This window comes from Sphingomonas sp. Leaf20, assembly GCF_001421535.1.
Classification (GTDB): Bacteria; Pseudomonadota; Alphaproteobacteria; order Sphingomonadales; family Sphingomonadaceae; genus Sphingomonas.
The window spans coordinates 1,531,152-1,556,016 of sequence record NZ_LMKN01000001.1 but is presented as its reverse complement, the minus strand read 5'-3'; the positions used below and the strand labels follow the sequence as shown (position 1 = coordinate 1,556,016).

Below are 24,865 nucleotides of genomic sequence, written 5' to 3'. Positions count from 1 at the left end.
GTCGGCGTCGGCTCTCCTTAATTGATCGGCACCGACGTCGACCTGAAGTGAGGCCGATGGCCTCGGCGTCAATTCCGGCGGGCGATCGCCTGTGACAAGGCCACGACCGCAGCTTCGGCGACGACACTGCCCGCATTACCCGAAGCCATGATCGCGCGCTCGGCAGCTCGGACGCGTGCGATCGCCGTGGACAGCATCGTCGGCGACCAGCGCCGCAGTGACTTGGCGGTCTGGGCCTCCTCGCGAAAAAAGACGCGGTGGCGCTTCATCACGACATCGACCGCCTCGCCACGATCGATCTCCCCGCGCATGTCGGCCAGCGTCACGAGCCGGCGGACGAGCTGGCGCAGCCACGGGATCGGCGACGTGCCCGCCTGTTGGAGCAACGCGAGTTCGGTCCCGAGATCGGCGACGCGGCCTTCGATCACCGCGTCGATCGCGCGCGTCATTTCCGCATCGCCGAGGTCGGCGCCCACCGCGTCCAGCGCGGCGTGCTCGAGATCCTGTGGCCGCTCGGCGCTGGCATCGAGATACAGCGCGAGCTTGTCGATCTCGCGTGCCATCACGGCGCGGTCGCCGCCCGTCGTCTCGACAAGCCGCCGCGCGACGCCGCCTGCCAGGCGCAGCCCCTGATCGCCCGCCATCGTGGCGGCGAGGCGTTCGGCGTCGGCCGCAGTCGGTGCGTAGCAGGCAAACGCCATCGCGCGCGGCGATTCGAGCGCGAGCTTGACGATCTTCGCGCTCGTCTTGACCGATGGTGCGATCGCCACGACGGGGTTGCCCGCGCGATCGGCGTTCAACAGCGTCGTGAAGGCCTCCAAGCTCTCCTCGCCTGCGGTCGTCACGCGGACGTGCCGCGCGGTGGCGAACAGCGACATCGCCGCAGCCTCATCCGCGAGCCGTGACGGATCGCCCTTCAACTGCGCGCCGTCGAGATCGACGCGTTCGGCGTCGGGACCCATCGCCTTGCCGAGCGTCCTGGCCAGATCGGCGGCGCCAGCCTCGTCCGGGCCGTGGAGCAGATAGAGACGGATATCGGGGCCGGGTTTGGCCAGCGCCGCGCGGATCTGGGCAGCGCTGGCCTTCACGGCGTCGGGCTGGTCGCGGGCGGATCGATCACGGCACGGCTCGCCGGGGTTCGCCGGGCATAGAGCGCAATACGCGCAACGATCTGGTCTGCGACGATCGCCGACAGCCGTTCGAGTGCGGTGTTCTCTGCGGCAATCGTCGCATATTCGGATCGAACGACGTCGATGCCGGCGTCGGACCCCGCGGTCGCGTCGAGCAGCACCGATCCGTCGCCGATGCGGACGAGCTGATAGCGTGCACGCAGGACACGGCGTTCGCGCGAGACGCTGTCGTCGCGCCGCACGCCCAGACCACTGATCTGGTCGTCGAGCCGAATGTCGACGCGGTACAGCGGCGCGCTCCCGTTCGACGGCATGCGGTCGCGGAGCGCGGTTGCCATTAGCCAACCCGCCTTGCCCTCGATCGGCGCAATCTCGACCTGTCCGAGCGCGCCTGCGACCGCGCCCGTGCTGCCGCCCGAATACAAGGGCTGCAGACCGCAGCCGGCGAGCGTGACGGGCAGCATCAGCGCACCGGCGAGGATACGCAGCCGTGTCATGCGACGATGTTCACGAGACGGTCGGGCACGACGATCACTTTCCGGGGCGGCTTGCCCTCGAGCAGGCGGACGATCTTCTCCGAGGCAAGCGCAGCGGCTTCGACCTCGTCCTTCGGCGCGCCCTTGGGGAACACCAACGTGTCGCGCAGCTTGCCGTTGACCTGCACCGCAATGGTGACCTCGTCATCGACGAGCAGCGCCGGATCGACCGCGGGCCACGCGGCGTCGGCGATCAGGCCGTCGTTGCCCGCGGTTGCCCAGGCTTCCTCGGCAACGTGCGGCACCATCGGGCTGACGAGCAGCAGCAACGTGCGGATCGCCTGTTCGCGGTCGGCGGAGGGCGGTGCCTTCTCGATCGCGCTGCACAAGGAGTAGAGCCGCGCGACCGCCTTGTTGAACTGCAAGGCGTTAATATCGCTTTCGATACCGACTGTCGTGCGGTGGCACAGCTTGCGCAGCGCGATGTCGTCGCCCTCGGCCTTGGCGGCATCGTCGGCTTCGATCAGACGCCAGAGACGCTGGACGAACCGCCACGCGCCTTCGATGCCCGATTCGCTCCAGGGCAGATCGCGCTCGGGCGGCGAGTCGGAAAGCACGAACCAGCGCACCGCGTCGGCGCCATACTGGTCGACGATAGGCTCGGGATCGACGGTGTTCTTCTTCGACTTCGACATCTTCTCGACGCGACCGACGGTGATCGCATCACCCGTCGCGATCTCGATGCCGTCGCGCACGTCGTCGGGGCCGAGCCAGCGCCCGTCCGCGGACTTGTACGTCTCGTGCGTGACCATGCCCTGCGTGAACAGCCCGGCAAACGGCTCGGCGATGTCGAGCATGCCGATATGTTTCAGCGCGCGCGTCCAGAAGCGCGCGTAGAGCAGATGCAGGATCGCATGCTCGACGCCGCCGATATACTGGTTGACCGGCAGCCACTTCTCCGCGCCCGACCGATCGAACGGCTTGGCGTCCGGCTGGCTGGCGAAGCGGATGAAATACCACGACGAATCGACGAACGTGTCGAGCGTGTCGGTCTCGCGCCGCGCATTTCCGCCGCAGCTGGGGCAGGGGACGTGCTTCCACGTCGGGTGGCGATCGAGCGGGTTGCCGGGGATGTCGAAGCTGACGTCCTCGGGCAGCACGATCGGCAGCTGGTCCTTGGGCACCGGCACCGCGCCGCAGGCGTCGCAGTGGATGATCGGGATCGGCGTGCCCCAATACCGCTGGCGGCTGACGCCCCAGTCGCGCAGGCGGAACACGGTCGTGCCCTTGCCCCAGCCTTCGCCCTCGGCGCGCTCGATCACGGTGCGCTTGGCGTCCTCGATGTCCATGCCGTCGAGGAAGTGCGAGTTCACGATGGTGCCGGCGCCCGTCCAGGCGGTGTCGCCGACGAACACAGGCGCCTCGTCATCGCCTTCGGAGACGACGCGCTTGACCGGCAGATCGTATTTGCGCGCGAAATCGAGATCTCGCTGATCATGCGCGGGCACGCCGAACACCGCGCCCGTGCCATATTCCATCAGCACGAAGTTCGCGATGTAGACGGGGAGTTCCCACGTCTTATCAAGCGGATGCGTCGCACGGATCCCGGTGTCGAAGCCCAGCTTCTCCTGCGTATCGAGCTCGGCGGCGGTGGTCCCGCCACGCTTGCAGAGTTCGATGAACGCAGCCGCATCGGAGTTCGTCTCGGCGACGGCACGCGCGATCGGATGATCCGCGGCGACCGCGACGAAGCTCGACCCGAACATCGTATCGGGGCGAGTCGTGAACACCTCGACCGAGTCGATGCCGGTCGCATTGCCCGCGAGCGCGAACTTGAACTGCAACCCCTGGCTGCGGCCGATCCAGTTCTCCTGCATCAGCTTGACCTTGTCGGGCCAATGCTCGAGCGCGCCGAGCCCGTCGACCAGTTCGTCGGCGAAGTCGGTGATCTTGAGGAACCACTGCGACAGCTTGCGCCGTTCGACCAGCGCGCCCGATCGCCAGCCGCGCCCGTCGATCACCTGCTCGTTGGCGAGCACGGTCATGTCGACCGGATCCCAGTTGACCGCCGATTCCTTGCGATAGACCAGCCCCGCCGCGAACAGGTCGAGGAACAGCGCCTGCTCATGCCCGTAATAGTCGGGCTCGCACGTCGCCAGTTCGCGCGTCCAGTCGAGCGCGAAGCCCAGCCGCTTCAGCTGCGCCTTCATCGTCGCGATGTTGGCGCGCGTCCAGTTGCCCGGATGCACGCCCTTTTCCATCGCCGCATTCTCGGCGGGCATGCCGAACGCGTCCCAGCCCATCGGATGGAGCACTTCCATGCCCTTCATCCGACGGAACCGCGCCAGCACGTCGCCCATCGTGTAGTTCCGGACGTGCCCCATATGGATGCGCCCCGACGGATAGGGGAACATCTCGAGCACGTACGAGCGCGGCTTGGTCGAAGAATCGTCGGCGGCGAACGTGTTGCGTTCGTCCCAGACCCTCTGCCACGCCGCGTCCGCCTTCAACGCATTGAAACGCGACGCCATGATGTCGTCCTCAGCCCGCGATCGAGGCGCGACGCAGGTCGCGGGCCTTGGTCAGGATGATGTCCTCGAGCTTCTGCGTGGTCGCAGCCTGCACGGGCGCGGACACCCACTGGCCGTTGCGGTTGATCTCGCGCAGCGCGGCGATCCGCAGCGCATCCGCGCGCAGATCCTGGTCGAGAATTGATACCGTTACCTTCATCCGCTCGGACGGGGTCTGCGGATTGACGTACCAGTCGGTGACGATGACGCCGCCGTTCGAGTCGGTCTGGAGCAGCGGCATGAAGCTGAGCGTGTCGAGCGACGCGCGCCAGAGATAGCTGTTGACGCCGATCGTGGTGATCTTGGAGGCGGCCAGATCGGCCTTGGGACGGGCGCTGCCGCCGCCGCACGCGACCAGCGGCAGAGCGGCGAGAACCACGAGGGCGGTACGCGGGCGGAACATCGGCATCATCCTGGCAATAAAATGTGTCCAGCCTCTACAGGGGCGACCCCCGACCCGCAAGGATCGCCGCGGACGATCCCGGTCGTCGTGCGTCCTGATGTCTGCGCGCGTTCGGAGCGCGCATTGGCTAGGGGGAAGGCGGCGTGGCCGATCGGGCCGGGCGCGTGCGGCTGTGTGCCTAATGCAACACCTGCGGAGAATTGCCGGGTGTGGATGGCTGACGGGGATCAAACCGTGTTAGGCGCCGTTCAGCGAAAGACTCGTAAAGGGTCATCTATAAAATATTCGCAGGGAGTCGTGGTGTTGGTCGCCAAACGCGTGATGGTCGGGATGCTTGCTGGGGTGGTTGCGACCGCCGCGGCTTTCGTCGCGCCCGCGTTCGGCGCGTCCGAACAGCAGGTCCGGATCGCCAAGCGTCCGCCGCTCGCGGTTCGCGGGACGGGGTCGTTCACGCCATCGGCGGCCGATCCGCGGCTCGCTGCCCTGTTCGCGCGTGGCGGCTTCGATGCCGGCAGCTTCCGGTTCACGCCAGCCGAGACTCGCCGCGACAACCGTGCGGTAACCGTCGCGGTACGCGCGCAGACGAACCGCGGTATCGATACCACGCATCTCGCGACCAGCAGCGCGCCGACCGTCGGGCTCGCGCCGATCGCGTATAATCTTGGCATGTCGGTCGGGTGGAAGCGGTTCGCGGTTTCGGGTGATCTTGCAAAGATCGATCTGGCGGGCATGCCGGGCAGCCGCAGTTCGGCCGATCTTGCGGTCAGCTATGCCGGCAAGCGCTTCACCGGCAGCGTGAAGGCCGCGGCCGACCGGCCGATGGCGAACACGCCGCGGCTCGTAGAGGACATGCCGAGCTATTCGGTCGATCTGGGCGGATCCTATTCGCTGACGCGCAACATCGATGTCACCGCCGGTGTTCGCTATCGGTCGGATCGTGAGCGGTTCGTGCGTCTCGACGACGACCGCCGTGACAGCCAGGCGGTTTACCTCGGTACCGCGTTCCGCTTCTGAACGCGTGCCCGTCACGGGCAGAGCGTCCTATCCCGCGATCAACGCCAGCCATCGATCGCGGCCCAGCCGTAAAAGCCGATCAACCGTAATTTTCGCCACCGTGTCCGCGTCACGCCACCGAGCGCGATGATCGGCGCGCCGGCGGCACGGCCGATACGACGGGCCTTGGCCGGCCCGATCGCCGCGGCGCCGGGATGCGAGCGCGTCGGATAGACCGGCGACACGAACACCGCATCGGCTTTCGCGATCGCGGCGGCTTGCGCCTCTCGCCGGTCATGCACGGCCCTGGTGAGCAGAGCAGATGGGTTTGGCCGACGTCCACCGTGCCGAGCATCAATACCCGGCATCGCGCCAGCCGAGACCAGCACCAGCCCCCGCGCATGCGCGATCCTTCGAATCGCCAGTCCCAAGGTACGACGTTCCGCCGGCGGGGTTGCGTAATGGCGAAACACGACACCCGATCCCGGCGGCAGGCGCCGCAGCGCACGCCATAGCGCGTCGCCCATTCGCTCGTCGGTAATCAGCCACTCACGTGGGACAGGGTTTCGGCGCCGCATTTCGCTGCCTATAGCGCGCATCATGACAGAGATGAATTCGACCGCAGACCTTGCCCCCCACGCCGTGACACCGCTTGCCGCGATCCGCGACCGGATTGCGAGGGCGGCGGCGATCGCCGGGCGAAAACCCGCGGAGGTGACGCTGATCGCGGTATCGAAGACGCATCCGGTCGAGGTGATCGCGCCTTTGCTGGAACAGGGCCAGCGTGTGTTTGGCGAGAACCGCGTGCAGGAGGCTGCCGAGAAATGGCCGGCGCTGCGCGAGCGCTATCCAGACGTCGCGTTGCATCTGATCGGGCAGTTGCAGTCGAACAAGGCCACCGACGCGGTCGCGCTGTTCGACTCGATCCACGCCGTCGATCGGCCGTCGCTGGTCAAGGCGCTCGGCAAGGCGATGGACGAGAGCGGACGTCGGCCCGACTGTTTCCTTCAGGTCAATATCGGCGACGAGCCGCAAAAGGGGGGCTGCGCGATCGCCGAATTGCCCGCTCTGCTGGAGGCGGCGCGCACGGCGGGGCTCCCGGTCGCGGGGTTGATGTGCCTGCCGCCCGCCGATGTCGAGCCGGCGCCGTATTTCGCGCTGCTCGCCAAGCTGGCGCGTGATCATGGCCTGACCGGGCTCAGCATGGGCATGTCCGACGATTTCGAGACCGCGGTCACGATCGGCGCGACTCATGTCCGGATCGGCAGCGCGCTGTTCGGCGCGCGCGGGACCCGGGCATGATGGCGTCGGTCCGCTTCGACGCGCTGCTGTTCGATTTCGACGGGGTTCTGATCGACAGCGAGGCGATCGGCAATCGCCACACCGCCGAATGGCTGACCGCGGCCGGGCATCCGACGACGGCAGCCGATTCGATGGCCAATTTCATGGGGCTGGCCGGACCGCAGTTCGTCGATGCGATCGAACGCTGGATCGACCGGCCGCTTCCCGACGATTTCTACGCCGCGCGCAAGGCCGAGGACGATCGTGTCATGGCGGCGGGGATCGATGCAATTGCGGGCGCGGTCGCGTTCGTCCGGTCGCTGCCAAAGGACCTGCCAAAGGCGATCGTCTCGTCGAGCCCCACGCGCTGGATCGCGCGGCATCTCGATCATATCGGCCTGCGCGATGCGTTCGGCGACCATCTCTACAGCGGTCGCGAGCATGTCGAGCACGGCAAGCCCGCACCCGATCTCTATCTGTTCGGTGCGCAGAGACTGGGCGTCGACATCACGCGCACCGCGATCCTCGAGGACTCGCCCGTCGGCGCGACCGGAGCGGTAGCCTCGGGTGGCTATGTCATCGGCTTGTCCGCAGGCACGCATTGCGGGGCAGGGCATGGTGATCGGCTGAAGGCGATCGGCGTCGACGCGCTGGCGGAAGATTTCGACGCGGTCGCCCGGTTGATGGCCTAGATCGGAGGCGTCTGCGGCGCGATCAGTGCCGTCGCCTGCGCAGGATCGCACCGACGCCGGCGACGAGATCATAGGGTATCGCGGCGGCCTCGCGCGTACGCATCTTGATCTGGTAGCGACGACTGCCGCCGTGCGGCACGTGGATCGCGGTTGCGGGCATGCCGAGCATCGCAAACAACATGCGGATGCGCGGTTGATGATAGCCGTCGGTACAGATCATGCACTGCGCGTACCGGCCCGCGCGGGCGAACCGCGTCGCGGCGATCACGCTCTGCAGCGTATCAACGCTCTTCTCGTCGAGGTGGATGCGCGACGGATCGACGGTCTCGGACAACAGCCCGGCCATCACCGAGGCTTCGGACGGACCATGATCGCCTTTTGCGCCCGAGCAGAAGAGTTCGGCTTCGGTATAGCGCGCGGCGGCGGCGGCGGCGAACGCGATCCGGCGCGCGAGCGTGGGGCTCGGGTTCCCGTCGGGCCGGACCGCGGCGCCGAAGACGACGATCAGCCGCCGCGAAGGCGGAATGTCGCTCAAAGCTGATGCCCGGTACGGTCGCGCTTGGTCGCGAGATACCGGCTGTTGTGCGGATTGGCGGGAAGCGCGTGCGGGACGCGTTCTGTCACCCGCACGCCGCTCGCCTCGAGCCCGAGGACCTTGGCGGGGTTGTTCGTGAGCAGCCGGACCCGGTCCTGCGACAACAGCGTCAGCATCCGCGCGGCGACACCGTAATCGCGCGCATCGATCGCGAAACCGAGCCGCGTATTGGCATCGACGGTATCGAACCCCTGGTCCTGCAGCGCATAGGCGCGCAGCTTGTTGACCAGTCCGATGCCACGCCCCTCCTGGCGCAGATAGAGCAATATGCCCCAGCCGCTTTGCCGGATCGCGTCGATCGCCGCGTGAAGCTGTGGGCCGCAGTCGCATTTGAGGCTGCCGAGCACGTCGCCCGTCAGGCATTCGCTGTGGAGGCGGACAAGCGGCGGCTGGCCATTGGGCTGACCGATCAGCAGCGCGATATGCTCGTCGGCGCTTTCGGGCGATCGGAACGCGACGATCTCCGCATCTTCCGCCCCCTCCACCGGCAGTCGCGCGCGCGTCGCGATGACGAGCCGGGTCGCGTCCTCATGCGCGTCGATGTCGCGAGTCGTCGCGATCGCTTCCGGGGTACCCGTGCCCAGGAAGAACGCGGGCAGCAGACCGGCGATCCGGGCAAGCCGCAAGGCCGCGGTGGCGGCATCGGGGTGCGGGACCGGCAGGGTGCGGAACGGGCCCTTCAGCGGTGTCGCAAGATCGAACTGCGGATCCGCGAGCGCGGTCGCGGCGGCAAAGTCGATCCATGGCGCACGATCGACCAGCACGGGTGTGGTCGGGTCCGCGGCATCGAGCTGGTTGGCGAGCTTGAGCGTGACCGCGCGACCCGACGAGATCAGCACGCCGCCGGTCTCCGACGGATCGAACGCCGCCAGCCGGTCCGCATCGGCGCTTTCGACCGCAAGAAGCGTCAGCCCGTCGATCGCGATCGGCCAGCCGCGACGCAGCGCATCCACCGCGCGGGCGGCCGCGCGAGGATTGGCGCCGGCTGGATCGGAATCGCGCGGCGCGATCGTCACGGTTTGCGCAGGCTGGCAGGCGCGCTCAAAACGCGAACTCGGTCATGATCGGAACGTGATCCGACGGCTTCAGCCAGCTTCGGCAAGGTTCGAACACCTGATGTGCGGTCGCCGCAACGGCGGCATCGCCCGTGGCCCACATATGATCGAGCCGCCTGCCGCGATCCGAGGCGGCCCAGTCCTTCGCGCGGTAGCTCCACCAAGTGAACAGCCGTGCCGGTGCGGGATGGAACTGACGACCGAGATCGACCCAGTTCCCGGCCGCCTGCAAGCGCGCGAGCGCCTCGACCTCGACCGGCGTGTGACTGACGACGTCGAGCAATTGCTTGTGGCTCCAGACGTCCGACTCGAGCGGTGCGATATTGAAGTCACCGACCAGGATCGTCGGCCCCGAAAGCGTCGTCGACCACTGTGTCATCCGCTCGACAAAATCGAGTTTCTGCCCGAATTTGGGGTTCGCCTCGCGATCCGGAACGTCCCCGCCAGCAGGAATATAGACGTTTTCGAGACGGACGCCGTTTTCGAGCCGGACGCCGACATGGCGCGCTTCGCTATTGGCCTGCCAGTCGAGACGGTCGTCGGCCGTGATCGGTACGCGGCTGATGATCGCAACGCCGTGATGCATCCGCTGCCCGTGCAGGACGATGTGCTCGTACCCGAGCGCACGGAACGCATCGAGCGGGAAGTCGCCGTTGATGACCTTCGTTTCCTGCAGGCACAGGATGTCGGGCGCGGCCTCGCGGAGGAGTTGCTCGACGATACCGATCCGGAAACGGACCGAGTTGATGTTCCAAGAGACGATCTTCACGCAGGCGATGTAGCGTTGGACCAAAGGGCGGACAAGCCAGCGGGGGGCGCGGCGCAAGATATACGCCGCCGGAAACAATCGTGCCTCGAACGAAAAGACCCCCGCTCCGGGGGCATGGAGCGAGGGCCGACTCAGCGTTCGTCACGCAGGCGGGATGTGGACACACCGTCCGGGCAACAGGGGGAAAAATCCCGAACGACCCACATCCGCGAGCCACCCTCTAGCGGCCTCAACCTGTCGGGCCGATGAATGAAAGTGTAGCTTTTGTTCAGCTTACGCATTCGCCCGCCCGGACTAGGCCCGTCCGCGAGCGAAGTGTGATCTGTATCAGCGCGGCGAAGCCGTTCGACGGGGATCGTTCCAGCGGAAGACGCTGTCGCTGACGGTGCCGCCGAACTTCTGGTTCGACAGACGAATCGTCGTGCGGTTGTTCTGGCTGTCGAGCGCAACCCAGCCCTGCAGCATCAGGCCGCCCGGCGCGGCGGGATCGCGCGCGAACACCAGCGTGATGCGGCCATATTCGGGGTGCTTCGGATCGTTCGCCTCGACCGATACGACGCGGCGATCATAGCCCTCGACCAGCTTGGCATAGCGCGTGATGTCGCGCGACGGATCGAGCAGCACGCCGAGCGGCGAATTCTTGATCGGCCAGCGCTGCACCTGCTTGACCGAATAGTCGATGAAGGTCAGCGCGCCGCCCTCCGCGACGATCAGGATCGGCACTCCCTTTTCATACTGGAAGCGGAGCTTGCCGGGCTTCTTGAGCGTCAGCACGCCGGTCAGGACCTTGCCGTTGCGATCCGCCTGGGAAAAGTCGGCGGTCATCGTGTTGACCGACTGAAGATGACGCTGGACGGCGGCGAGATCGCCGGTCGCCTGTGCGGCGAGCGGGGCCGGCATCGCTGCGACCGAAAGGGCGGCGATCGTCGCGATCGCTGCGGGGCGGGTGTTGAACATCGAAATCTCCTTGGGGCGGGGACGATTGCCGGCCCGCGCTTGAACCGCCACTGAATTCGGCGTGGCTTCGGTATTGAATGCGCGTCCGACAGCACAGTCCCCGTCAGGATGACGGGACAGGAAAGACCGACTCCCCTACAGCGTGATCGCACCCTTCAACCCGAGCACGCCGACATCGCGGGCATCGTGCACGCCGCCCGGATTGTGGATGAGCTGCACGTTCGGCCGCAACTCCAGCCACCTGGTCGGATGCACGCTGTAATAGATTTCCGAGGCATATTCCGCATCCTGCACCGCCGGCCGGGTCGGATCGAGTGCCTGGCCCTTCGCGACGCGCCCGTTCACATTGGTCCGCGCGACGCCGACGCCGAGGATATCGCCGGGCCGCCACGGCACGAGCCCCTTGTAGAACAGGCCCGCCGCGACCTGGTTGTCGGTCACCGAGGTCTGCCGATCGGCCTGCGTCGCGTTGAGGAACACGCTGAGCCCGGTAACGGACTTGCCGTCCTTCGAGGTGCCCGTGAGCTGTTGCTGGAGGTTGAAAAACACACCGTAGCGCGCGCTGCGCCGAAGCGGTTCGAGCCCGGTGATCACGATCGGCTGTCGATTGCGGTCGTAGAACACATCGTCGCCGTTCGATGTGTTGATCCAGCCGCCGACCTTGTACGCGCCGACGCGGCCATCGTCATCGCCGCGCCGCCATTCGACCTCGATCGGCACGAGCACGCCTGTCGCGCCGTGGAACCGGCCGATCACGAAATCCTTTTCGAGATTGCGCGGGTTCACCTCATAGGCGGCGGTCTTCAGCGTCAGCCGGTCGTTGACGTCGTAGCGCAGCCGCGCGCCCCATTGTCCGACGGGCCAGTTATACCAGTAATCGCCGACCAGATTACCCGGCTGTGCGCCGCAGAAACTCAGATTCTGGAAATAGCAGGAGAAGACCGCGAAATCCTCGCCGGGATTGGTCCGTCCGATCTTCAGTTCGAGCTTTTCGCCCAATTTCTGCTCGTACCAGAACTGCGTCAGGCGCAACGTCTGGCCGCGGCCATACACCTCCTGCACCTGTTGCAGCACGCCGAGATTGGCGTCGGCGCCGAGATCGCGGCCCCGACGATAGGTGATGGTCGCCTGGAACGCACCGCCCTGGAGCCCAGCTACCTTGTCGAGATCGAGCAGCATGCCGACGTCGAACTGTCCGGTCTCGCGCAGCAGCTTCCGGTCCCCGCCCGAAAAATTATAGCCGCTCTCGGAGGCATAGCGCGCGCTGAGCCCGATCCCGCGATCCGCCAGCCTTTTGCGGATATCGAACCAGTCGGCGAACAGCCCGGGCGGCGGGGTACGCTGCGTATCGGCGGTCAGTGCCGACGGGGAGAGATCGCTGTCGCGACGAACGCCCGCGCGAGGACGATGCTGCGTGTCGGTGGTGCTGCTGCCGGGGGTCTGTTTGGCGGTGTCCTGCGCCGAACCCTGCCCGGATATCGCGAGCGCCAGCGCCGCCGCACCCAACCACCGATACTGCATTAAGCCCGCCTGTTTCAGTCACTTGTCACAGCCCCGTAGATCAGGCTGCGACCGTCCGAAAGCCTCCGTCACGCCCGGACGCGGCGAGCCGGTCGCGGGTCCGGCAAATCCTCCCCCGGCCGGGGGGGGCGGTGCTGGGTCGCTAGATCGCATGCCCCTCGGTATCGCGCAGCACTTCGCGCCGCCCGACATGATCGGGCCGCCCGACGATGCCGTCCTTTTCCATCCGCTCGATCAGCCGCGCGGCCGAATTATACCCGATCCGCAGCTGGCGCTGCAGCCACGAGGTGGAGGCCTTCTGCGATTCGCACACGAGCTGGATTGCGGACCGATATTGCTGATCCTCCGCCGAATCCTCGCCGGTCGGTGCGCCTTCGAGCGCGAAGCCGTCCTCGGGCTCCTCGGTGACCGACGAGATATAGTCGGGCAGCCCCTGCGCGCGCCAGTGATCCGCGACCGCGCGGACCTCGTCATCGCTGACGAACGGCCCGTGGACGCGGACGATGCCCTTGCCGCCGGGCATGTACAGCATGTCGCCACGACCGAGCAGCTGTTCGGCGCCCTGTTCGCCGAGGATGGTGCGCGAATCGATCTTCGACGTGACGTGGAAGCTGATGCGCGTCGGCAGATTGGCCTTGATGACGCCCGTGATGACGTCGACCGACGGGCGCTGCGTCGCCATGATCAGGTGGATACCCGCCGCGCGTGCCTTCTGCGCGAGCCGCTGGATGAGGAACTCGACCTCCTTGCCCGCGGTCATCATCAGATCGGCGAGCTCGTCGACGATTACCACGATCTGCGGCAGCACGTCGTATTCGAGCTTCTCCTCCTCGTACATCGGCGCACCGGTGTCGGGATGATAGCCGGTCTGGACCTTGCGACCCAGCGGCTGCCCCTTGGTCTTGGCGGCGCGGACCTTGTCGTTGAAGCTCGCCAGGCTGCGCACGCCGACCGACGACATCTGGCGATAGCGATCCTCCATCGTCTCGACCGCCCATTTGAGCGCGCGCACCGCCTTGGCGGGATCGGTGACGACCGGCGACAGCAGATGCGGGATGTCGTCGTACATGCTCAGTTCGAGCATCTTCGGATCGATCATGATCATCCGGCACTGGGTCGGCGTCAGCTTGTACAGCAGCGACAGGATCATGCTGTTCAGGCCGACCGACTTGCCCGAGCCCGTCGTACCCGCGACCAGCAGATGCGGCATCGGCGCGAGATCGGCGATCACCGAATCGCCCGCGATGTTCTTGCCGAGGATGATCGGCAGCTGTGCCGACTGGTCCTCGAACGTCTGGCTGCCGACGAGTTCGTGCAAGGACACCGCCTCGCGCCGTGCGTTGGGCAGCTCGATGCCGATCACGTTGCGCCCCGGGATCACCGCGACGCGGGCGGAGATCGCCGACATGTTGCGCGCGATGTCGTCGGCCAGCGCGATCACGCGACTGGCCTTCACGCCGGGCGCGGGCTCGAGTTCGTACATCGTCACGACCGGACCGGGCCGGACCTCGATGATCGATCCCGTCACCTTGAAATCGTCGAGCACGTTTTCGAGCAGACGCGCGTTGCGCTCGAGCCCGGCCTTGTCGACGACGTTGCCCTGGCTGGGCGGCGAGGGGACGAGCAGGTCGACGGACGGCAGCGTGAAATTGTCGCGCAGGTCGAGCGAGGACTGGCGCTCCTTGGGCTTTGCCTGCGAGGGTGCGTTCTGGCGATCGGCGATCACGGGGGCGGGACGCGTGTCGGGTTCGGCGACCGCGCGCGGCGCAACCGCCTTGCGTGTCAGCGTCAGCGGCTCCTCCTCGTCCTGCTCATCGTCGTCATACGCATCCGCGTCGCCGAACACGCCGTTCTCGGTCCGCGTCCGCCGGAAGCGCCACTTGCGGTCGCCCAGATCCAGCTCGACGCTCCGGCCCCAGATCAGGGCGCCGCCGACCGCGGCGATCAGTCCGACGGCGCGAGCAGACCAGAGTTCGATGCCGGCGTCGCCGATGAACGCGAGCGCCCAATGGACGCTGCTCGCGGCGGCAAGCCCGACGACTCCGCCCCAGCCGGCGGGCAGCGCCAGCACGGCACCGTCCGATACGAAGGCGAGCGCGGACGCCATCAGCGCGACGCCGATGGTCGCACCGCGCAGCATCCGCACCCAGCGTCCGGCGGGCTGGTCGCGCCATAGCCGCATCGCGACGATCGGCCCGACCGGCAGCAACAGCGCGACCACGGGGCCGAACAGCGACAGCGCGATGTCGGCGAACCACGCCCCCGGCGGCCCGATCAGATTAGCGGGATAGCCCCCCGACGCGGTATTCAGCGCCGGATCGCCGGGATGATAGCTTGCGAGCGCAACCGTCATCAGCACGGTCGACGCGAAGATCACGATCGCCGCGATCAGCGCGCCGCTGCGCACCGCCCCTGCCTTTACCGTCTCACGCCACAAGGCTGGCTGCGCGCGGCTGGCCATGACCCGTAATCCTTCAATGTCCGATACCCGACTTTTCATCGCGCCGCCCGGGTCCGACGTCAAGGCGAGCGCGACGGACCGCCGGTTTCGTCCATCGGTACGGCATGGGGCACTGACGAAGACAATCGGGGTTATCGCCCCACCCGATCGGCGTTGGCAGCGACCGGCTGGCGGGATAGAGCGGGGTCATGGACACAGATGTACTCATTCTCGGTGGCGGGCTGGTCGGCGCGGCGCTCGCGGTGGCGCTCGACGTGCACGGGGTGTCGTCGATCGTGATCGACCCGGCCGACCCGGCGGTCACGCTGGCGCCCGGTTTCGACGGTCGCGCCTCCGCGGTCGCGAGCGCGAGCCACCGGATGCTCGATGCGATCGGCGTCGGCGCGACGCTGGCGGGACGCGGTTGTGCGATTCGCCAGATCCGCGTGAGCGACGGGCTCGAACCCGGCAAGCTCGACTTCATCCCCGACGCGAGCGACGGGGCGCTCGGCACGATGTACGAGAACAAGCTGATCCGCCGCACGCTGTTCGACGCGGCGACCGCTGCCGAGCATGTCGACCTGCGGATGCAGACGCGGGCGGTCTCGGTCGATCGCGGTGCGGCGGGGGTCACGATGACGCTCGATTCGGGCGACGTGATCCGCGCACCGCTGCTGGTCGCGGCGGAAGGGCGCAAGTCGCCGACACGCGAGGCGGCGGGAATCACGATGGCGCACTGGTCCTATGACCACACCGCGATCATCGCCGCCTTCCACCACGAGCGTTCGCACGAGAACATCGCCTACGAGATCTTCTATGCGAGCGGCCCGTTCGCGCTGCTCCCGCTGCCCGACGACGATGCGGGGCATCGGTCCGCGATCGTGTGGACGGTCGAGAGCAAGAACGCCGCGGGGATGCTGAAGCTCGGCGAGCGCGCGTTCCTCGCGGAGGCGACCAAGCGGATGGGCGGGTTCCTTGGCGAACTGTCCAACCTGACGCCGCGATCGTCCTATCCGCTGGGGTTCCAGCATGCGGCGCGGATCACCGACACGCGGCTCGCGCTGGTCGGCGATGCCGCGCACGGCATCCACCCGATCGCGGGGCAGGGGCTCAACCTGGGGTTCCGCGACGTCGCGACGCTGGCCGAGGTGCTGGTCGAGGGCAAGCGGCTCGGGCTCGACCTCGGCGATGCGGCGTTGCTCGCACGTTATCAGCGCTGGCGCGGGCTCGACACGTTCATGACCGCGGCAGCGACCGATACGCTGACCCGGCTGTTCGGCATTCCCGGCAAGACGGCGAGTGCGGTGCGGCGGTTCGGGATCAGCGCGGTCGACGCGATCGCGCCGCTGAAGGATCGCTTCATGGCCGAGGCGCGCGGCGAGAGCGGCGACCTGCCCAAGCTGCTTCAGGGCCTGCCGATCTGATCCTCTTCCGCCCGCGCGATCTGCCGGTCGTGCGGGCGGGACAGCGTTAGCAGCGCGAGCGACGCGCCGGTCAGGCATATCAGCATGTCCCACTGCGTATCCCACGGATCGCCCTGCGTGCCGAGAAACGCGTCTGCTCCCTGGCCGAGCGCCATCGCCGCGCCGAACTCGAGCAGTTCATAGAGCGCGCTGATCGCCAGGCAGAAGCCGAGCACCGCGGGCGCGAGCAGCCGGTGCGCGATGCCGCCGCCGCGGATCAGCAGCTCGCGCAACACGATTGCGGGGACGAACCCCTGCATCAGATGCCCGAACCGGTCATAGGGATTGCGTGCGAGGTGCAGCCAGTCCTGGACGACAAAGCCGATCGGCACGCGCGCATAGGTGTAGGCACCGCCCAGCATCAGCACGAGACCGTGCAGCCCGATCAGCACGAGCGCGAGATCGGTGAACGCGAACCGCCGTCGTGTCGCGACGAGCAGCGGGAACGCGATCAGCACCGGCGCCACCTCCATCCACCACGTCGCCCGGTCGAACGGCGACCAGCCCGACGCCAGCAGCCCAATCGCCCAGACCATGCCGAGCGCTACCAGGCGGCGGTCGGCCTTTGGCATCAGCCGGCGACGGGGCCTTCGATCCGCCGTGCCTCTTCGACGAGCATGACGGGGATGCCGTCGCGGATCGGATAGGCGAGGCCGGCCGCGTCGGAGATCAGTTCCTGCGCGGCCTCGTCATAGCGCAGCGGCGTGCGCGTCGCCGGGCAGACGAGCCGCTCGAGCAGCCAGGGATCGAGCGCGCTCATTGCAGCGTGACCGATTCGTCGCCGTCATGCCGCCCGAAGAACTGCATCAGCTGGATGATCAGCTCGGCGCGTGTCTCGATGTCGGGCGCCTCGAGCAGCGCCTGTTTCGCCGCGGAATCGAACGGTGCGATCTGCGCGATGCCGTTGACCAGGCTCTCGTCGTCGAGCCGCGCGACCGCGTCCCAGTCGACCGCATAGCCCTGAACCTCGGCGAAGCGGCGCGATTCGAGTTCGAGCGACGAGCGTCGACCGAGCGACAGCGCGTCGTCCTCGAGAATCGGCAACAATTCCGCCTCGACCTGTCGGAAGGCGGTGCTGACATCGAGCTCGCGGACGATGCGGAACAGCGCCACGCCCTCGAGGATGACGTTGTAGCGGCCATCCTCGAGCGCCTCGACCTCGGCGATCTTGCCGACACAGCCGATCTGGTACAGCTCTCCATCGTCGCCGCGCGGCTGGATCATGCCGATCCGGCGGTCGCGCGCCATCGCATCGCTGATCATCGCCCGGTAGCGCGGCTCGAACAGGTGCAGCGGGAGCTGCATCCCGGGAAACAGCAATGCGCCGGGCAGCGGGAAGATGGAGAGCCGGGTTGTCATCCGAACAGGATCGCAGACAGGCGGCGCCGCTGTCCAGAGACCCAGGGGTCTTCGAGACCGACCACTTCGAACAGCTTGAGCAGCTGTGCGCGCGCCGCGCCCTCGTTCCAGTCGCGTTCGGCGGCGATGATGCCGAGGAAAGTGTCCGCCGCGGCATCGCGGTCGTTCGCCGCCATCTGGCCGTTGGCGAGCGCGAACCGCGCGGCCAGATCGTCCGGATTGGCCTGAACCGCGGCGATCAGCGGCGACAGGTCGTCGACCGCAGGCGCCGATTGCGCGAGCGCGAGGGCTGCCTTTGCGCGGTGGATCGCGGGATCCTTCGCGATCGCCGGATCGAGGTTCGCAAGCCAGTCGGTCGCCTCGTCGAGCTGCCCCGTCGCGACCAGCGCGCGGACGAAGCCGGCATGGACCTGCGGATGATCGGGCGCCATCTCGGCGATCTGGCGGAAGATGCTGATCGCACGTTCGCCATCGCCGTCCGCCAGCGCCTCTTCACCCATCGCGATCAGCGGCTCGATCTCGGCGACGGCCTCGTTGGCCTCGGATTCGATCGGCAATTGCTTGAGCAACTGGTCGAGGATGACGCGGAGCTGCGAATCGGTGCGCGCGCTGGTCATGTCCGCGACCAGCTGGCCCTGGAACATCGCGTAGACGGTCGGGATCGACTTGATCTGGAATTGCGCGGCGATGAACTGGTTCTTGTCGGTATCGACCTTCGCCAGCACGATGCCCTTGTCGGCATAATCCGCCGCGACCTTTTCGAGCGTCGGGCCGAGCGCCTTGCAGGGCCCGCACCATTCGGCCCAGAAATCGATGATCACGAGCTTCGTCATCGACGGTTCGACGACGTCGCGACGGAACGACTCGACGGCGTCCTTCTCGGCGGGTGACATTCCAAGCGTGGCCAAGTTCAACTCCCGTGTGGTTCTGCCCGCTATTTGGGGGCGCTCGCGATGAATGCCACCTCTAGGATGGATCGGTAAGTACGACAAACCGCGCCTACTACCCGTCATCCTGGGCTCGACCCAGGATCCAGAGCCATAGAACCCGCCGCGCTTGGCTCTGGATCCCAGCCTGCGCTGGGATGACGGCTTCAATGAAAGTCGCGAGACTTGGGCAGGATACGGACGTCGCGAGGGTGTGTCGCGCGCGGGTGGTGCGCGCGCGCGTCCGGACTCCGCGTCGCGACCGGGCGGATCACCTCGTCGACACGGGCGAGCGGCGGCTCCACCGCATGATCCTCGGACAACAACCGCAGCATGTCGCTGCGATCCTGCACGCGCGCGGTCATCAGATGCGTGACGCCTTCCTCGCTGCGCTGGATCACGCCTTCGAGCACCATCAGCCGCGAGGCCATCACCGCGCGTCGGTTTGCCTCGAAATCGCGCGCCCACATCAGGCCGTTGGTGACCCCGGTCTCGTCCTCGATCGTGACGAAGATCGCATTGCCCTTCCCCGGCCGCTGGCGGACGAGGACGATGCCGGCGACCTTTGCGCGGCGGCCGTCCTTCGTGGCGTTGGCCTGTGCGCTCGACAAGATCCCCTCGGCGGCGAAGCGGTAGCGCAGGAACGCCATCGGGTGCGCCTTCAACGACAGCCGAGTCGTCTGGTAATCCGCCGCGACCTGTTCGGACAACGGCATCGCCGGCAGATGCGCGTCGGGCTCCACGCCGAGTTCGGGCGCATCGGCGGCAGCGAACAGCGCGAGCTGCTTGGGCGGCGTACGGCGCACGTCCCACAAGGCCTCGCGCCGGTCCTTGGCGAGCGAGCGGAACGCATCGGCATCCGCGAGCAGGTTCATCGCGCGCTGCGGCAGGCTGGCACGCCGGGCGAGATCCTCGATCCCGGCGAACGGCGTGGTCCGGACCCGCGCGATCTCGACCGCCCATTCGGCACGGAACCCGTCGACCTGCCGGAAGCCGAGCCGCAACACCATCGCCGATTCGAGGCTGTTGTCCCACCCGCTCGCATTCACGTCGACGGGCAGCACCCGCACGCCGTGCTCGACCGCATCGCGGACCAGCTGCGCGGGAGCATAGAATCCCATTGGCTGCGCATTCAGCAGCGCGCAGGTGAACACCGCGGGGTGGAAGCACTTGATCCACGACGACACATAGACCAGCCGCGCGAACGACAGCGCATGGCTTTCGGGAAAGCCGTAGGATCCGAACCCCTCGATCTGCTTGAAACAGCGTTCGGCGAACTCCGCCTGATAGCCGCGGCGGACCATCCCGCCGATCAGCTTGGTGTGGAAATTGTCCATGCCGCCGACCTTGCGGAACGTCGCCATCGACTTGCGCAACTGGTTCGCCTCGTTCGGCGTGAACCCCGCCGCGACGATCGCGAGCTTCATCGCCTGTTCCTGGAACAGCGGCACGCCGTAGGTGAAGCGCAGCAGCTGTTGCAGCTCGTCGGGAGGGCCGAAGCGTGGATCGGGCGCGGGAAACTCGACCTTTTCCTTGCCGCTGCGACGCCGCAGATAGGGGTGGACCATGTCGCCCTCGATCGGCCCGGGCCGGACGATCGCGACCTGCACGACCAGGTCGTAGAGCTGGCGCGGGCGCAGCCGCGGCAGCATGTTGATCTGCGCGCGGCTCTCGACCTGGAACACGCCGATGCTGTCGCCCTTGCACAGCATGTCATAGACGCGGTCGTCCTCCGCCACCGCGATCGTGTCGAGCAGATGGTCGCCGAGCCCGTGCTCGCGCATCAGGTCGAAGCTCTTGCGGATGCACGTCAGCATGCCGAGCGCGAGGATGTCGACCTTCATCAGGCCGAGCGCGTCGATATCGTCCTTGTCCCATTCGATAAAGGTGCGGTCCGCCATCGCGCCATTGTGGATCGGCACCATCTCGTCTAGCCGCCCCTGCGTCAGCACGAACCCGCCGACATGCTGCGACAGATGCCGCGGGAATTCGAGCAGCCGGTCGACCATCATGCGCAGCCGCGCAATCTCGGGATTGTCGGGATCGAAACCGGTCTCGGTAAAGCGACGTTCGTCGAACCGGCTCGAAAAACTGCCCCACACGGTGCTCGTCAGCCGCTGCGTCACGTCCTCGGTCAGGCCCAGCGCCTTGCCGACCTCGCGTACCGTGCTCTTGGGGCGATAATGGATGACGGTCGCGGCGATCGCGGCACGGTCGCGACCATAGCGGCGATAGATATACTGCATCACCTCCTCGCGCCGCTCATGCTCGAAATCCACGTCGATATCGGGGGGCTCGTCGCGCTCGCTCGAGATGAAGCGCGAGAACAGCAGGTCGTATTTCATCGGATCGACCGAGGTGACGCCGAGCAGATAGCACACCACCGAATTGGCCGCCGAGCCGCGCCCCTGGCACAATATCGGCGGATCCTGCGCGCGCGCGAACCGGACGATGTCGGACACGGTGAGGAAGTAATAGGCATAGTTGCGCTGGCGGATCAGCGTGAACTCCTCGTGAAGCAGCGCGAGCATCTTTTCGGGGACGCGGTAGTCGTAGCGCTCCAGCGCGATCTGCCAGACCAGATGTTCGAGCCAGTCATGCGCGTCCCACCCGGCCGGAATCGGCTCGTGCGGATATTCGTATTTGAGGTCGTCGAGCGTGAAGGCGATCCGTGACAGCAGCCGTGCGCTCTCGGCGACCGCGTCGGGGCGATCGCGGAACAGCCGGGCGATCTCACTCTCGGGCTTCAGATGGCGTTCGCCATTGGCGGCGAGCAGCCGCCCGGCCTTGTGGATGCTCGTCCCCTCGCGGATGCAGGTGACGATGTCGTGCAGGTCGCGGTCGTCGGGATAGGCATAGAGCGCGTCGGTCGTGGCGAGGATCGGTACCCCCGCCGCATCGGCGATCCCGGCCAGCCGCGCCAGCCGCCGCCGGTCGCGCCCACCGCGCGGCATCGTCACGCCGAGCCAGACGCAGTCCGTGCCGAGTCGCTTCACCGCGCGCAGGACGCTCGGCAGGTCGCGCTCGCGGCGTTCGGGCAGCGCATCGCCCTCGGGCGGCGGCGACACGGGCGTCGCGCCGCGCGCGCTGCTCTCGGGCATCACCACCAGCATCATCTCGGCATGATGCGCGATCAGGTCGCCGAGCCCGAGGATACAGCCGCCCTTTTCCGCGCGCCGGTTGCCGACCGTCAGTAGCCGCGTCAGCCGTCCCCAGCCGCGCCGCGTCGCGGGATAGGCGATAATGTCGGGCGTGCCGTCCTCGAACACCAGCCGCGCGCCGACCAGCAGCCGGAAATCGACCGGCGGCAGCGTCATGCCGAGCAGCGCAGCCTCCGCCTTCTTCAGTGCCTGGTGCGCGCGGACCACGCCCGCGACCGTGTTGCGGTCGGCGATGCCGATCCCGCCGAGCCCCAGCTCGACCGCGCGGCCGACCATCGTCCCCGCGTCGCTTGCCCCGTCGAGGAACGAGAAATTGGTCGCCGCGACGAGCTCGGCGAAAGCGGTCACGCGAACACGCCGTGGAGATACCAGCGCGGCGTCTCCACCTCGGAATACAGGCCGTGGCGGAAGATCCAGAAGCGCCGGCCGCGGCGGTCCTCGATCCTGTAATAATCGCGCGTCGGGATATCATCGCGCCGCCACCATTCGCCCGCGATCCGCTCCGGCCCCTCGCTATGCGCGACGTCATGCACGGTGCGGCGCCAGCGAAAGCGGTGCGGCGGGCCATCGGGAACCTCCGCCATCATCGATTCGATCGGCTGGGGCGGGTCGAACAGATAGATCGGGCGAAGCGGCGGCTCACCCGATTCGGGCGTGGTCCAGACCGCGGGGCGTGCGCTGACCGCGGCGGTCTCGGCGGCGGGCAGCATCAGCTCGGCCTGTTCGGGGATATGGCTGTCGCGCGCCGCGAACCGGCGCACCTTCGCGCGGCCGAGCCGCGTGCCGAGCTGATCGACGAGCGCGGCGACGCCATCGTCCTGCGCGGCGCCCTTCTGTCCGCCCTCAAGCTTTAGCTGCGACGCATCGAGCCGCTCGGCAAGCGCGACGTCGAGCCGGATCAGGTCATAGCCGAACCCCGGATCGAGCGGGTCGGCGAGGCTGTCGATCCGTTCGCGGAACAGCCGCATCAACAGCGCGACGTCGCGCGTCGGCTGGCCGGTCTCGACCCGCAACCGCTGGACGAGCCCGTCGGCGCGAAACAGCCGTGCCTCCCAGCGCCGGCCGCCTTCGTGCCGCTCGGTCAGCTGCACGGCGGCTTCGCCGGCCAGTTCGGCCAGTACCTCCAGGGCATAGTCGGTGCGTGCGATCGGTTCGGCGAAGCGCCGCTCCGTGCCAATCGCGGGGACCGTCCGGCGCGGAACGATCGGCCCCTTCACGCTGCCGTCGAGACGGCGGATCATCATGACCGCCGCCTCGCCGAACCGCGCGGCGATCACCCCGAGCGGGCGCGCCATGACATCGCCGACGGTCTTCAATCCCGCGCGCGACAAGGCGGCCGTCGCATCCTCGTCGAGACCCAGCGCTGCAACCGGCAGGCGTTTGACCGCGCGCCGCTCATCGGGGGCGGGCGCACCGGCATAACGGGCGAGCGCGCGCGCGGTATCGGGCGTATCGCCGAACGCATGGCGCACCAGCAGACCGCGGCGCGCCAGCCGGTCCTCGAGATCGGCGGCAAGCCGGCGCTCGCCCTCGAATTCATGCACGCAGCCGGCGATGTCGAGGATCAGCCCGTCGGGTTCGTCGAGGGCAACCGAGGGCGTGTAACGCTGGCAGCCATCCGCCAGCCGCTCGAGCCATTCGTGATCGGCATGCGGGTCATGATCATAGACCTCGAGTTCGGGGATGCGTGCGCGTGCATCGGCAAGCGCAAGTCCGGGGTGAAGCCCGGCGCGCGCCGCCTCGCGATCGACGCTCTTCAGTCTGACCCCGCCCGCGACCGACTCGACGAACGCAAAGGGTATGTCACCCCGTCCGACGAAGAGGTGAGGGCGCATCGTCCGCAGCCGCTCGATCGACAGCCACGGAAATACCAGCGCCAGATACCGGCGGGGAATCGTCGATTTCGGTCCCTGGGCTTTGGCCATCGGCGGCGATCTGGTCGAAGATATAAGCGTCACGGTCCCACTCCACGCGCCAGCGCAGACCGGCCTGGCCTCCGCGTCGGCGCAACAATTCGATATCGAAGGTCGGCCGTCCCGGTGCGTCGGCCTCGAGTGTCCGGGAACGGCACGATGCCACCTGCCACCGCGTGGCGGCGGCGCTCGGCACGGGGGCGGCACCGATCCGCAGGTTCAGGATCGTTACCCCCGACGCCTCGGCGGCGAGCATCAGGCGTCGTGTAGCGGTGAGGTCGATACCCGCCGCACGCCCCCAGGATTCGATCAGCAAGGTACCAAGCCCCTTGCACCGCGCCGCATCCGCCGCCGCGCGCAAGAGGCTTGCCTCGTCATCGACCACCGCGAGCACCAGCGATCCTACGTCCAGCCCCATCTCGTTCAGGCCATTGGCATGGAGACGCCCGCCCTGACGTTCGCTGCCCTCGGTCCGCAGCCACAGGACCGGCGCGGCATGGCCCGCCAGGCTGCTGGCGACGGCAAACCCGGCGGCGCTTGCAGCATCGTCCTGTGTCGCGAAGATCTCGTGCAGCTGCGCGCTTGCCATGCCGTGCCTCAGCCACGCATCGACCGGTCTGGCATCACCCTGCAGCGGCGATCCGGTAGCGGCGATACGCTTGAGATGCGCGATAAGGGCGGGCGAGTCGTTCACAGATGTTCTTGTAATGTTCTATGTGGTCAGACTCCAAGCGGAATCTGAATCGACCGTCTTTGAAATTTTCCGAAGAAGGCGCTTGCCGTACCTGAAACCCCGGGCTAATAGCGCGCCTCACCCCGCCACCGTGTCGATTTCGACCGGCGGCACAGGCGCCAGAGCGGGCGTAGCTCAGGGGTAGAGCACAACCTTGCCAAGGTTGGGGTCGAGGGTTCGAATCCCTTCGCCCGCTCCAGCCGCCACCCATCAGGGTGGCGGTTTCGATGGATAAGCCATCGATCCCGCCCGGGATGTCACCACGATCACCATCGCCTTATAGCATCACGCGGCCTTATCGTGCCACGGACGAAAGATTGGCATGAGCTCGGCCTGTGATCTCAGGCGTGAACATTCCATCCAGAGACATGGCCGCGCACGCGCGACCTCGACCATGCTGCGACGAACGTCACGGCGATCGAAGCCAA

The 24,865-nt window shown here is 67.3% G+C and carries 22 protein-coding genes and 1 tRNA gene; 5 read left to right on the top strand and 18 right to left on the bottom strand.

The features are described from left to right. Nucleotides 1-68 precede the first annotated feature (68 nt). From holA to ASE72_RS07085, 4 genes are read right to left on the bottom strand one after another with little or no spacing between them, the layout of a single operon-like run. Nucleotides 69-1,088 carry a DNA polymerase III subunit delta gene (gene holA / locus ASE72_RS07100; protein WP_056018275.1) on the bottom strand — a complete coding sequence of 340 codons (1,020 nt, stop codon included), beginning with the start codon at nucleotides 1,086-1,088 and terminating at the stop codon, nucleotides 69-71. After that, on the bottom strand, nucleotides 1,085-1,627 hold the full coding sequence (gene lptE, locus ASE72_RS07095; RefSeq protein ID WP_056018273.1) for an LPS assembly lipoprotein LptE: 543 nt from the start codon (nucleotides 1,625-1,627) through the stop codon (nucleotides 1,085-1,087). The genes holA and lptE overlap by 4 nt, the downstream gene beginning before the upstream one ends. Then, entirely contained in the window at nucleotides 1,624-4,137 is a 2,514-nt protein-coding gene (gene leuS, locus ASE72_RS07090) for a leucine--tRNA ligase (RefSeq protein ID WP_056018271.1), read from the bottom strand. Before leuS ends, lptE begins: the two co-directional genes overlap by 4 nt. A gap of 10 nt (nucleotides 4,138-4,147) precedes the next feature. Next, nucleotides 4,148-4,579: a DUF3576 domain-containing protein gene (locus tag ASE72_RS07085; RefSeq protein WP_056019170.1), complete on the bottom strand. Its 432-nt coding sequence runs from the start codon at nucleotides 4,577-4,579 to the stop codon at nucleotides 4,148-4,150. 300 nt (nucleotides 4,580-4,879) lie between these two features. Here ASE72_RS07085 and ASE72_RS07080 point away from each other — a divergent pair, with 300 nt between their 5' ends. Continuing rightward, a complete protein-coding gene (locus ASE72_RS07080; protein ID WP_235532265.1) occupies nucleotides 4,880-5,593 on the top strand; it encodes a hypothetical protein in 714 nt (237 codons plus the stop codon). Between the two features lie 38 nt (nucleotides 5,594-5,631). On the opposite strand, the gene ASE72_RS07075 is transcribed toward ASE72_RS07080, so the two are convergent. Then, entirely contained in the window at nucleotides 5,632-6,099 is a 468-nt protein-coding gene (locus ASE72_RS07075) for a thiamine phosphate synthase (protein WP_235532264.1), read from the bottom strand. 82 nt (nucleotides 6,100-6,181) lie between these two features. Between ASE72_RS07075 and ASE72_RS07070 the strand changes: the two genes are divergently transcribed. Beyond that, nucleotides 6,182-6,874: a YggS family pyridoxal phosphate-dependent enzyme gene (locus ASE72_RS07070; RefSeq protein ID WP_056018267.1), complete on the top strand. Its 693-nt coding sequence runs from the start codon at nucleotides 6,182-6,184 to the stop codon at nucleotides 6,872-6,874. After that, complete coding sequence (locus ASE72_RS07065; protein ID WP_235532263.1) at nucleotides 6,871-7,545, top strand: HAD family hydrolase; 675 nt, start codon at nucleotides 6,871-6,873, stop codon at nucleotides 7,543-7,545. Before ASE72_RS07070 ends, ASE72_RS07065 begins: the two co-directional genes overlap by 4 nt. Nucleotides 7,546-7,567: 22 nt before the next feature. On the opposite strand, the gene ASE72_RS07060 is transcribed toward ASE72_RS07065, so the two are convergent. From ASE72_RS07060 to ASE72_RS07035, 6 genes are all read right to left on the bottom strand, one after another. Then, entirely contained in the window at nucleotides 7,568-8,080 is a 513-nt protein-coding gene (locus ASE72_RS07060) for a YdcF family protein (protein WP_056018266.1), read from the bottom strand. Then, on the bottom strand, nucleotides 8,077-9,156 hold the full coding sequence (gene ribA, locus ASE72_RS07055) for a GTP cyclohydrolase II (protein ID WP_235532262.1): 1,080 nt from the start codon (nucleotides 9,154-9,156) through the stop codon (nucleotides 8,077-8,079). Before ribA ends, ASE72_RS07060 begins: the two co-directional genes overlap by 4 nt. 25 nt (nucleotides 9,157-9,181) lie before the next feature. Continuing rightward, nucleotides 9,182-9,964, bottom strand: a complete 783-nt coding sequence (locus ASE72_RS07050) for an exodeoxyribonuclease III (RefSeq protein WP_056019156.1) — start codon at nucleotides 9,962-9,964, stop codon at nucleotides 9,182-9,184. A gap of 327 nt (nucleotides 9,965-10,291) precedes the next feature. After that, nucleotides 10,292-10,921 carry a LolA family protein gene (locus ASE72_RS07045; RefSeq protein ID WP_056018264.1) on the bottom strand — a complete coding sequence of 210 codons (630 nt, stop codon included), beginning with the start codon at nucleotides 10,919-10,921 and terminating at the stop codon, nucleotides 10,292-10,294. Nucleotides 10,922-11,056: 135 nt separating this feature from the next. Further along, nucleotides 11,057-12,442 (bottom strand): carbohydrate porin, encoded by a 1,386-nt coding sequence (locus ASE72_RS07040; RefSeq protein ID WP_082445828.1) that lies wholly within the window; start codon nucleotides 12,440-12,442, stop codon nucleotides 11,057-11,059. Between the two features lie 142 nt (nucleotides 12,443-12,584). Continuing rightward, entirely contained in the window at nucleotides 12,585-14,903 is a 2,319-nt protein-coding gene (locus ASE72_RS07035) for a DNA translocase FtsK (protein ID WP_056018260.1), read from the bottom strand. A gap of 188 nt (nucleotides 14,904-15,091) precedes the next feature. Here ASE72_RS07035 and ASE72_RS07030 point away from each other — a divergent pair, with 188 nt between their 5' ends. Further along, on the top strand, nucleotides 15,092-16,306 hold the full coding sequence (locus tag ASE72_RS07030; RefSeq protein WP_056018258.1) for a UbiH/UbiF/VisC/COQ6 family ubiquinone biosynthesis hydroxylase: 1,215 nt from the start codon (nucleotides 15,092-15,094) through the stop codon (nucleotides 16,304-16,306). On the opposite strand, the gene ASE72_RS07025 is transcribed toward ASE72_RS07030, so the two are convergent. The 7 genes from ASE72_RS07025 to ASE72_RS06995 all read right to left on the bottom strand — a co-directional run bounded on the left by ASE72_RS07025 (nucleotide 16,288) and on the right by ASE72_RS06995 (nucleotide 24,398). Beyond that, on the bottom strand, nucleotides 16,288-16,917 hold the full coding sequence (locus tag ASE72_RS07025) for a DUF2238 domain-containing protein (protein ID WP_056018256.1): 630 nt from the start codon (nucleotides 16,915-16,917) through the stop codon (nucleotides 16,288-16,290). The two genes, ASE72_RS07030 and ASE72_RS07025, sit on opposite strands and share 19 nt — an antisense overlap. Next, entirely contained in the window at nucleotides 16,917-17,105 is a 189-nt protein-coding gene (locus ASE72_RS07020) for a Trm112 family protein (RefSeq protein WP_056018254.1), read from the bottom strand. The genes ASE72_RS07025 and ASE72_RS07020 overlap by 1 nt, the downstream gene beginning before the upstream one ends. Further along, nucleotides 17,102-17,704 (bottom strand): LON peptidase substrate-binding domain-containing protein, encoded by a 603-nt coding sequence (locus ASE72_RS07015; RefSeq protein ID WP_056018252.1) that lies wholly within the window; start codon nucleotides 17,702-17,704, stop codon nucleotides 17,102-17,104. The genes ASE72_RS07020 and ASE72_RS07015 overlap by 4 nt, the downstream gene beginning before the upstream one ends. After that, on the bottom strand, nucleotides 17,701-18,597 hold the full coding sequence (locus ASE72_RS07010; RefSeq protein WP_056018250.1) for a tetratricopeptide repeat protein: 897 nt from the start codon (nucleotides 18,595-18,597) through the stop codon (nucleotides 17,701-17,703). The genes ASE72_RS07015 and ASE72_RS07010 overlap by 4 nt, the downstream gene beginning before the upstream one ends. 200 nt (nucleotides 18,598-18,797) lie before the next feature. Further along, complete coding sequence (locus ASE72_RS07005) at nucleotides 18,798-22,139, bottom strand: error-prone DNA polymerase (protein WP_056018247.1); 3,342 nt, start codon at nucleotides 22,137-22,139, stop codon at nucleotides 18,798-18,800. After that, nucleotides 22,136-23,626 carry a Y-family DNA polymerase gene (locus ASE72_RS07000; RefSeq protein ID WP_235532289.1) on the bottom strand — a complete coding sequence of 497 codons (1,491 nt, stop codon included), beginning with the start codon at nucleotides 23,624-23,626 and terminating at the stop codon, nucleotides 22,136-22,138. Before ASE72_RS07000 ends, ASE72_RS07005 begins: the two co-directional genes overlap by 4 nt. Next, nucleotides 23,595-24,398: an ImuA family protein gene (locus tag ASE72_RS06995; protein WP_056018245.1), complete on the bottom strand. Its 804-nt coding sequence runs from the start codon at nucleotides 24,396-24,398 to the stop codon at nucleotides 23,595-23,597. Before ASE72_RS06995 ends, ASE72_RS07000 begins: the two co-directional genes overlap by 32 nt. A 163-nt stretch (nucleotides 24,399-24,561) precedes the next feature. Here ASE72_RS06995 and ASE72_RS06990 point away from each other — a divergent pair. Further along, a tRNA-Gly gene (locus ASE72_RS06990) sits at nucleotides 24,562-24,636 on the top strand. Nucleotides 24,637-24,865: the final 229 nt, after the last annotated feature.

What these genes read in the sequence shown, in the direction of transcription:
- lptE (WP_056018273.1), bottom strand. Translation starts at nt 1,627, where the DNA reads ATGACACGGCTGCGTATCCTCGCCGGTGCGCTGATGCTGCCCGTCACG.
- leuS (WP_056018271.1), bottom strand. Translation starts at nt 4,137, where the DNA reads ATGGCGTCGCGTTTCAATGCGTTGAAGGCGGACGCGGCGTGGCAGAGG.
- ASE72_RS07085 (WP_056019170.1), bottom strand. Translation starts at nt 4,579, where the DNA reads ATGTTCCGCCCGCGTACCGCCCTCGTGGTTCTCGCCGCTCTGCCGCTG.
- ASE72_RS07075 (WP_235532264.1), bottom strand. Translation starts at nt 6,099, where the DNA reads ATGGGCGACGCGCTATGGCGTGCGCTGCGGCGCCTGCCGCCGGGATCG.
- ASE72_RS07070 (WP_056018267.1), top strand. Translation starts at nt 6,182, where the DNA reads ATGAATTCGACCGCAGACCTTGCCCCCCACGCCGTGACACCGCTTGCC.
- ASE72_RS07065 (WP_235532263.1), top strand. Translation starts at nt 6,871, where the DNA reads ATGATGGCGTCGGTCCGCTTCGACGCGCTGCTGTTCGATTTCGACGGG.
- ASE72_RS07045 (WP_056018264.1), bottom strand. Translation starts at nt 10,921, where the DNA reads ATGTTCAACACCCGCCCCGCAGCGATCGCGACGATCGCCGCCCTTTCG.
- ASE72_RS07040 (WP_082445828.1), bottom strand. Translation starts at nt 12,442, where the DNA reads ATGCAGTATCGGTGGTTGGGTGCGGCGGCGCTGGCGCTCGCGATATCC.
- ASE72_RS07035 (WP_056018260.1), bottom strand. Translation starts at nt 14,903, where the DNA reads ATGGCCAGCCGCGCGCAGCCAGCCTTGTGGCGTGAGACGGTAAAGGCA.
- ASE72_RS07030 (WP_056018258.1), top strand. Translation starts at nt 15,092, where the DNA reads ATGGACACAGATGTACTCATTCTCGGTGGCGGGCTGGTCGGCGCGGCG.
- ASE72_RS07025 (WP_056018256.1), bottom strand. Translation starts at nt 16,917, where the DNA reads ATGCCAAAGGCCGACCGCCGCCTGGTAGCGCTCGGCATGGTCTGGGCG.
- ASE72_RS07020 (WP_056018254.1), bottom strand. Translation starts at nt 17,105, where the DNA reads ATGAGCGCGCTCGATCCCTGGCTGCTCGAGCGGCTCGTCTGCCCGGCG.
- ASE72_RS07015 (WP_056018252.1), bottom strand. Translation starts at nt 17,704, where the DNA reads ATGACAACCCGGCTCTCCATCTTCCCGCTGCCCGGCGCATTGCTGTTT.
- ASE72_RS07010 (WP_056018250.1), bottom strand. Translation starts at nt 18,597, where the DNA reads ATGTCACCCGCCGAGAAGGACGCCGTCGAGTCGTTCCGTCGCGACGTC.
- ASE72_RS07000 (WP_235532289.1), bottom strand. Translation starts at nt 23,626, where the DNA reads ATGCGCCCTCACCTCTTCGTCGGACGGGGTGACATACCCTTTGCGTTC.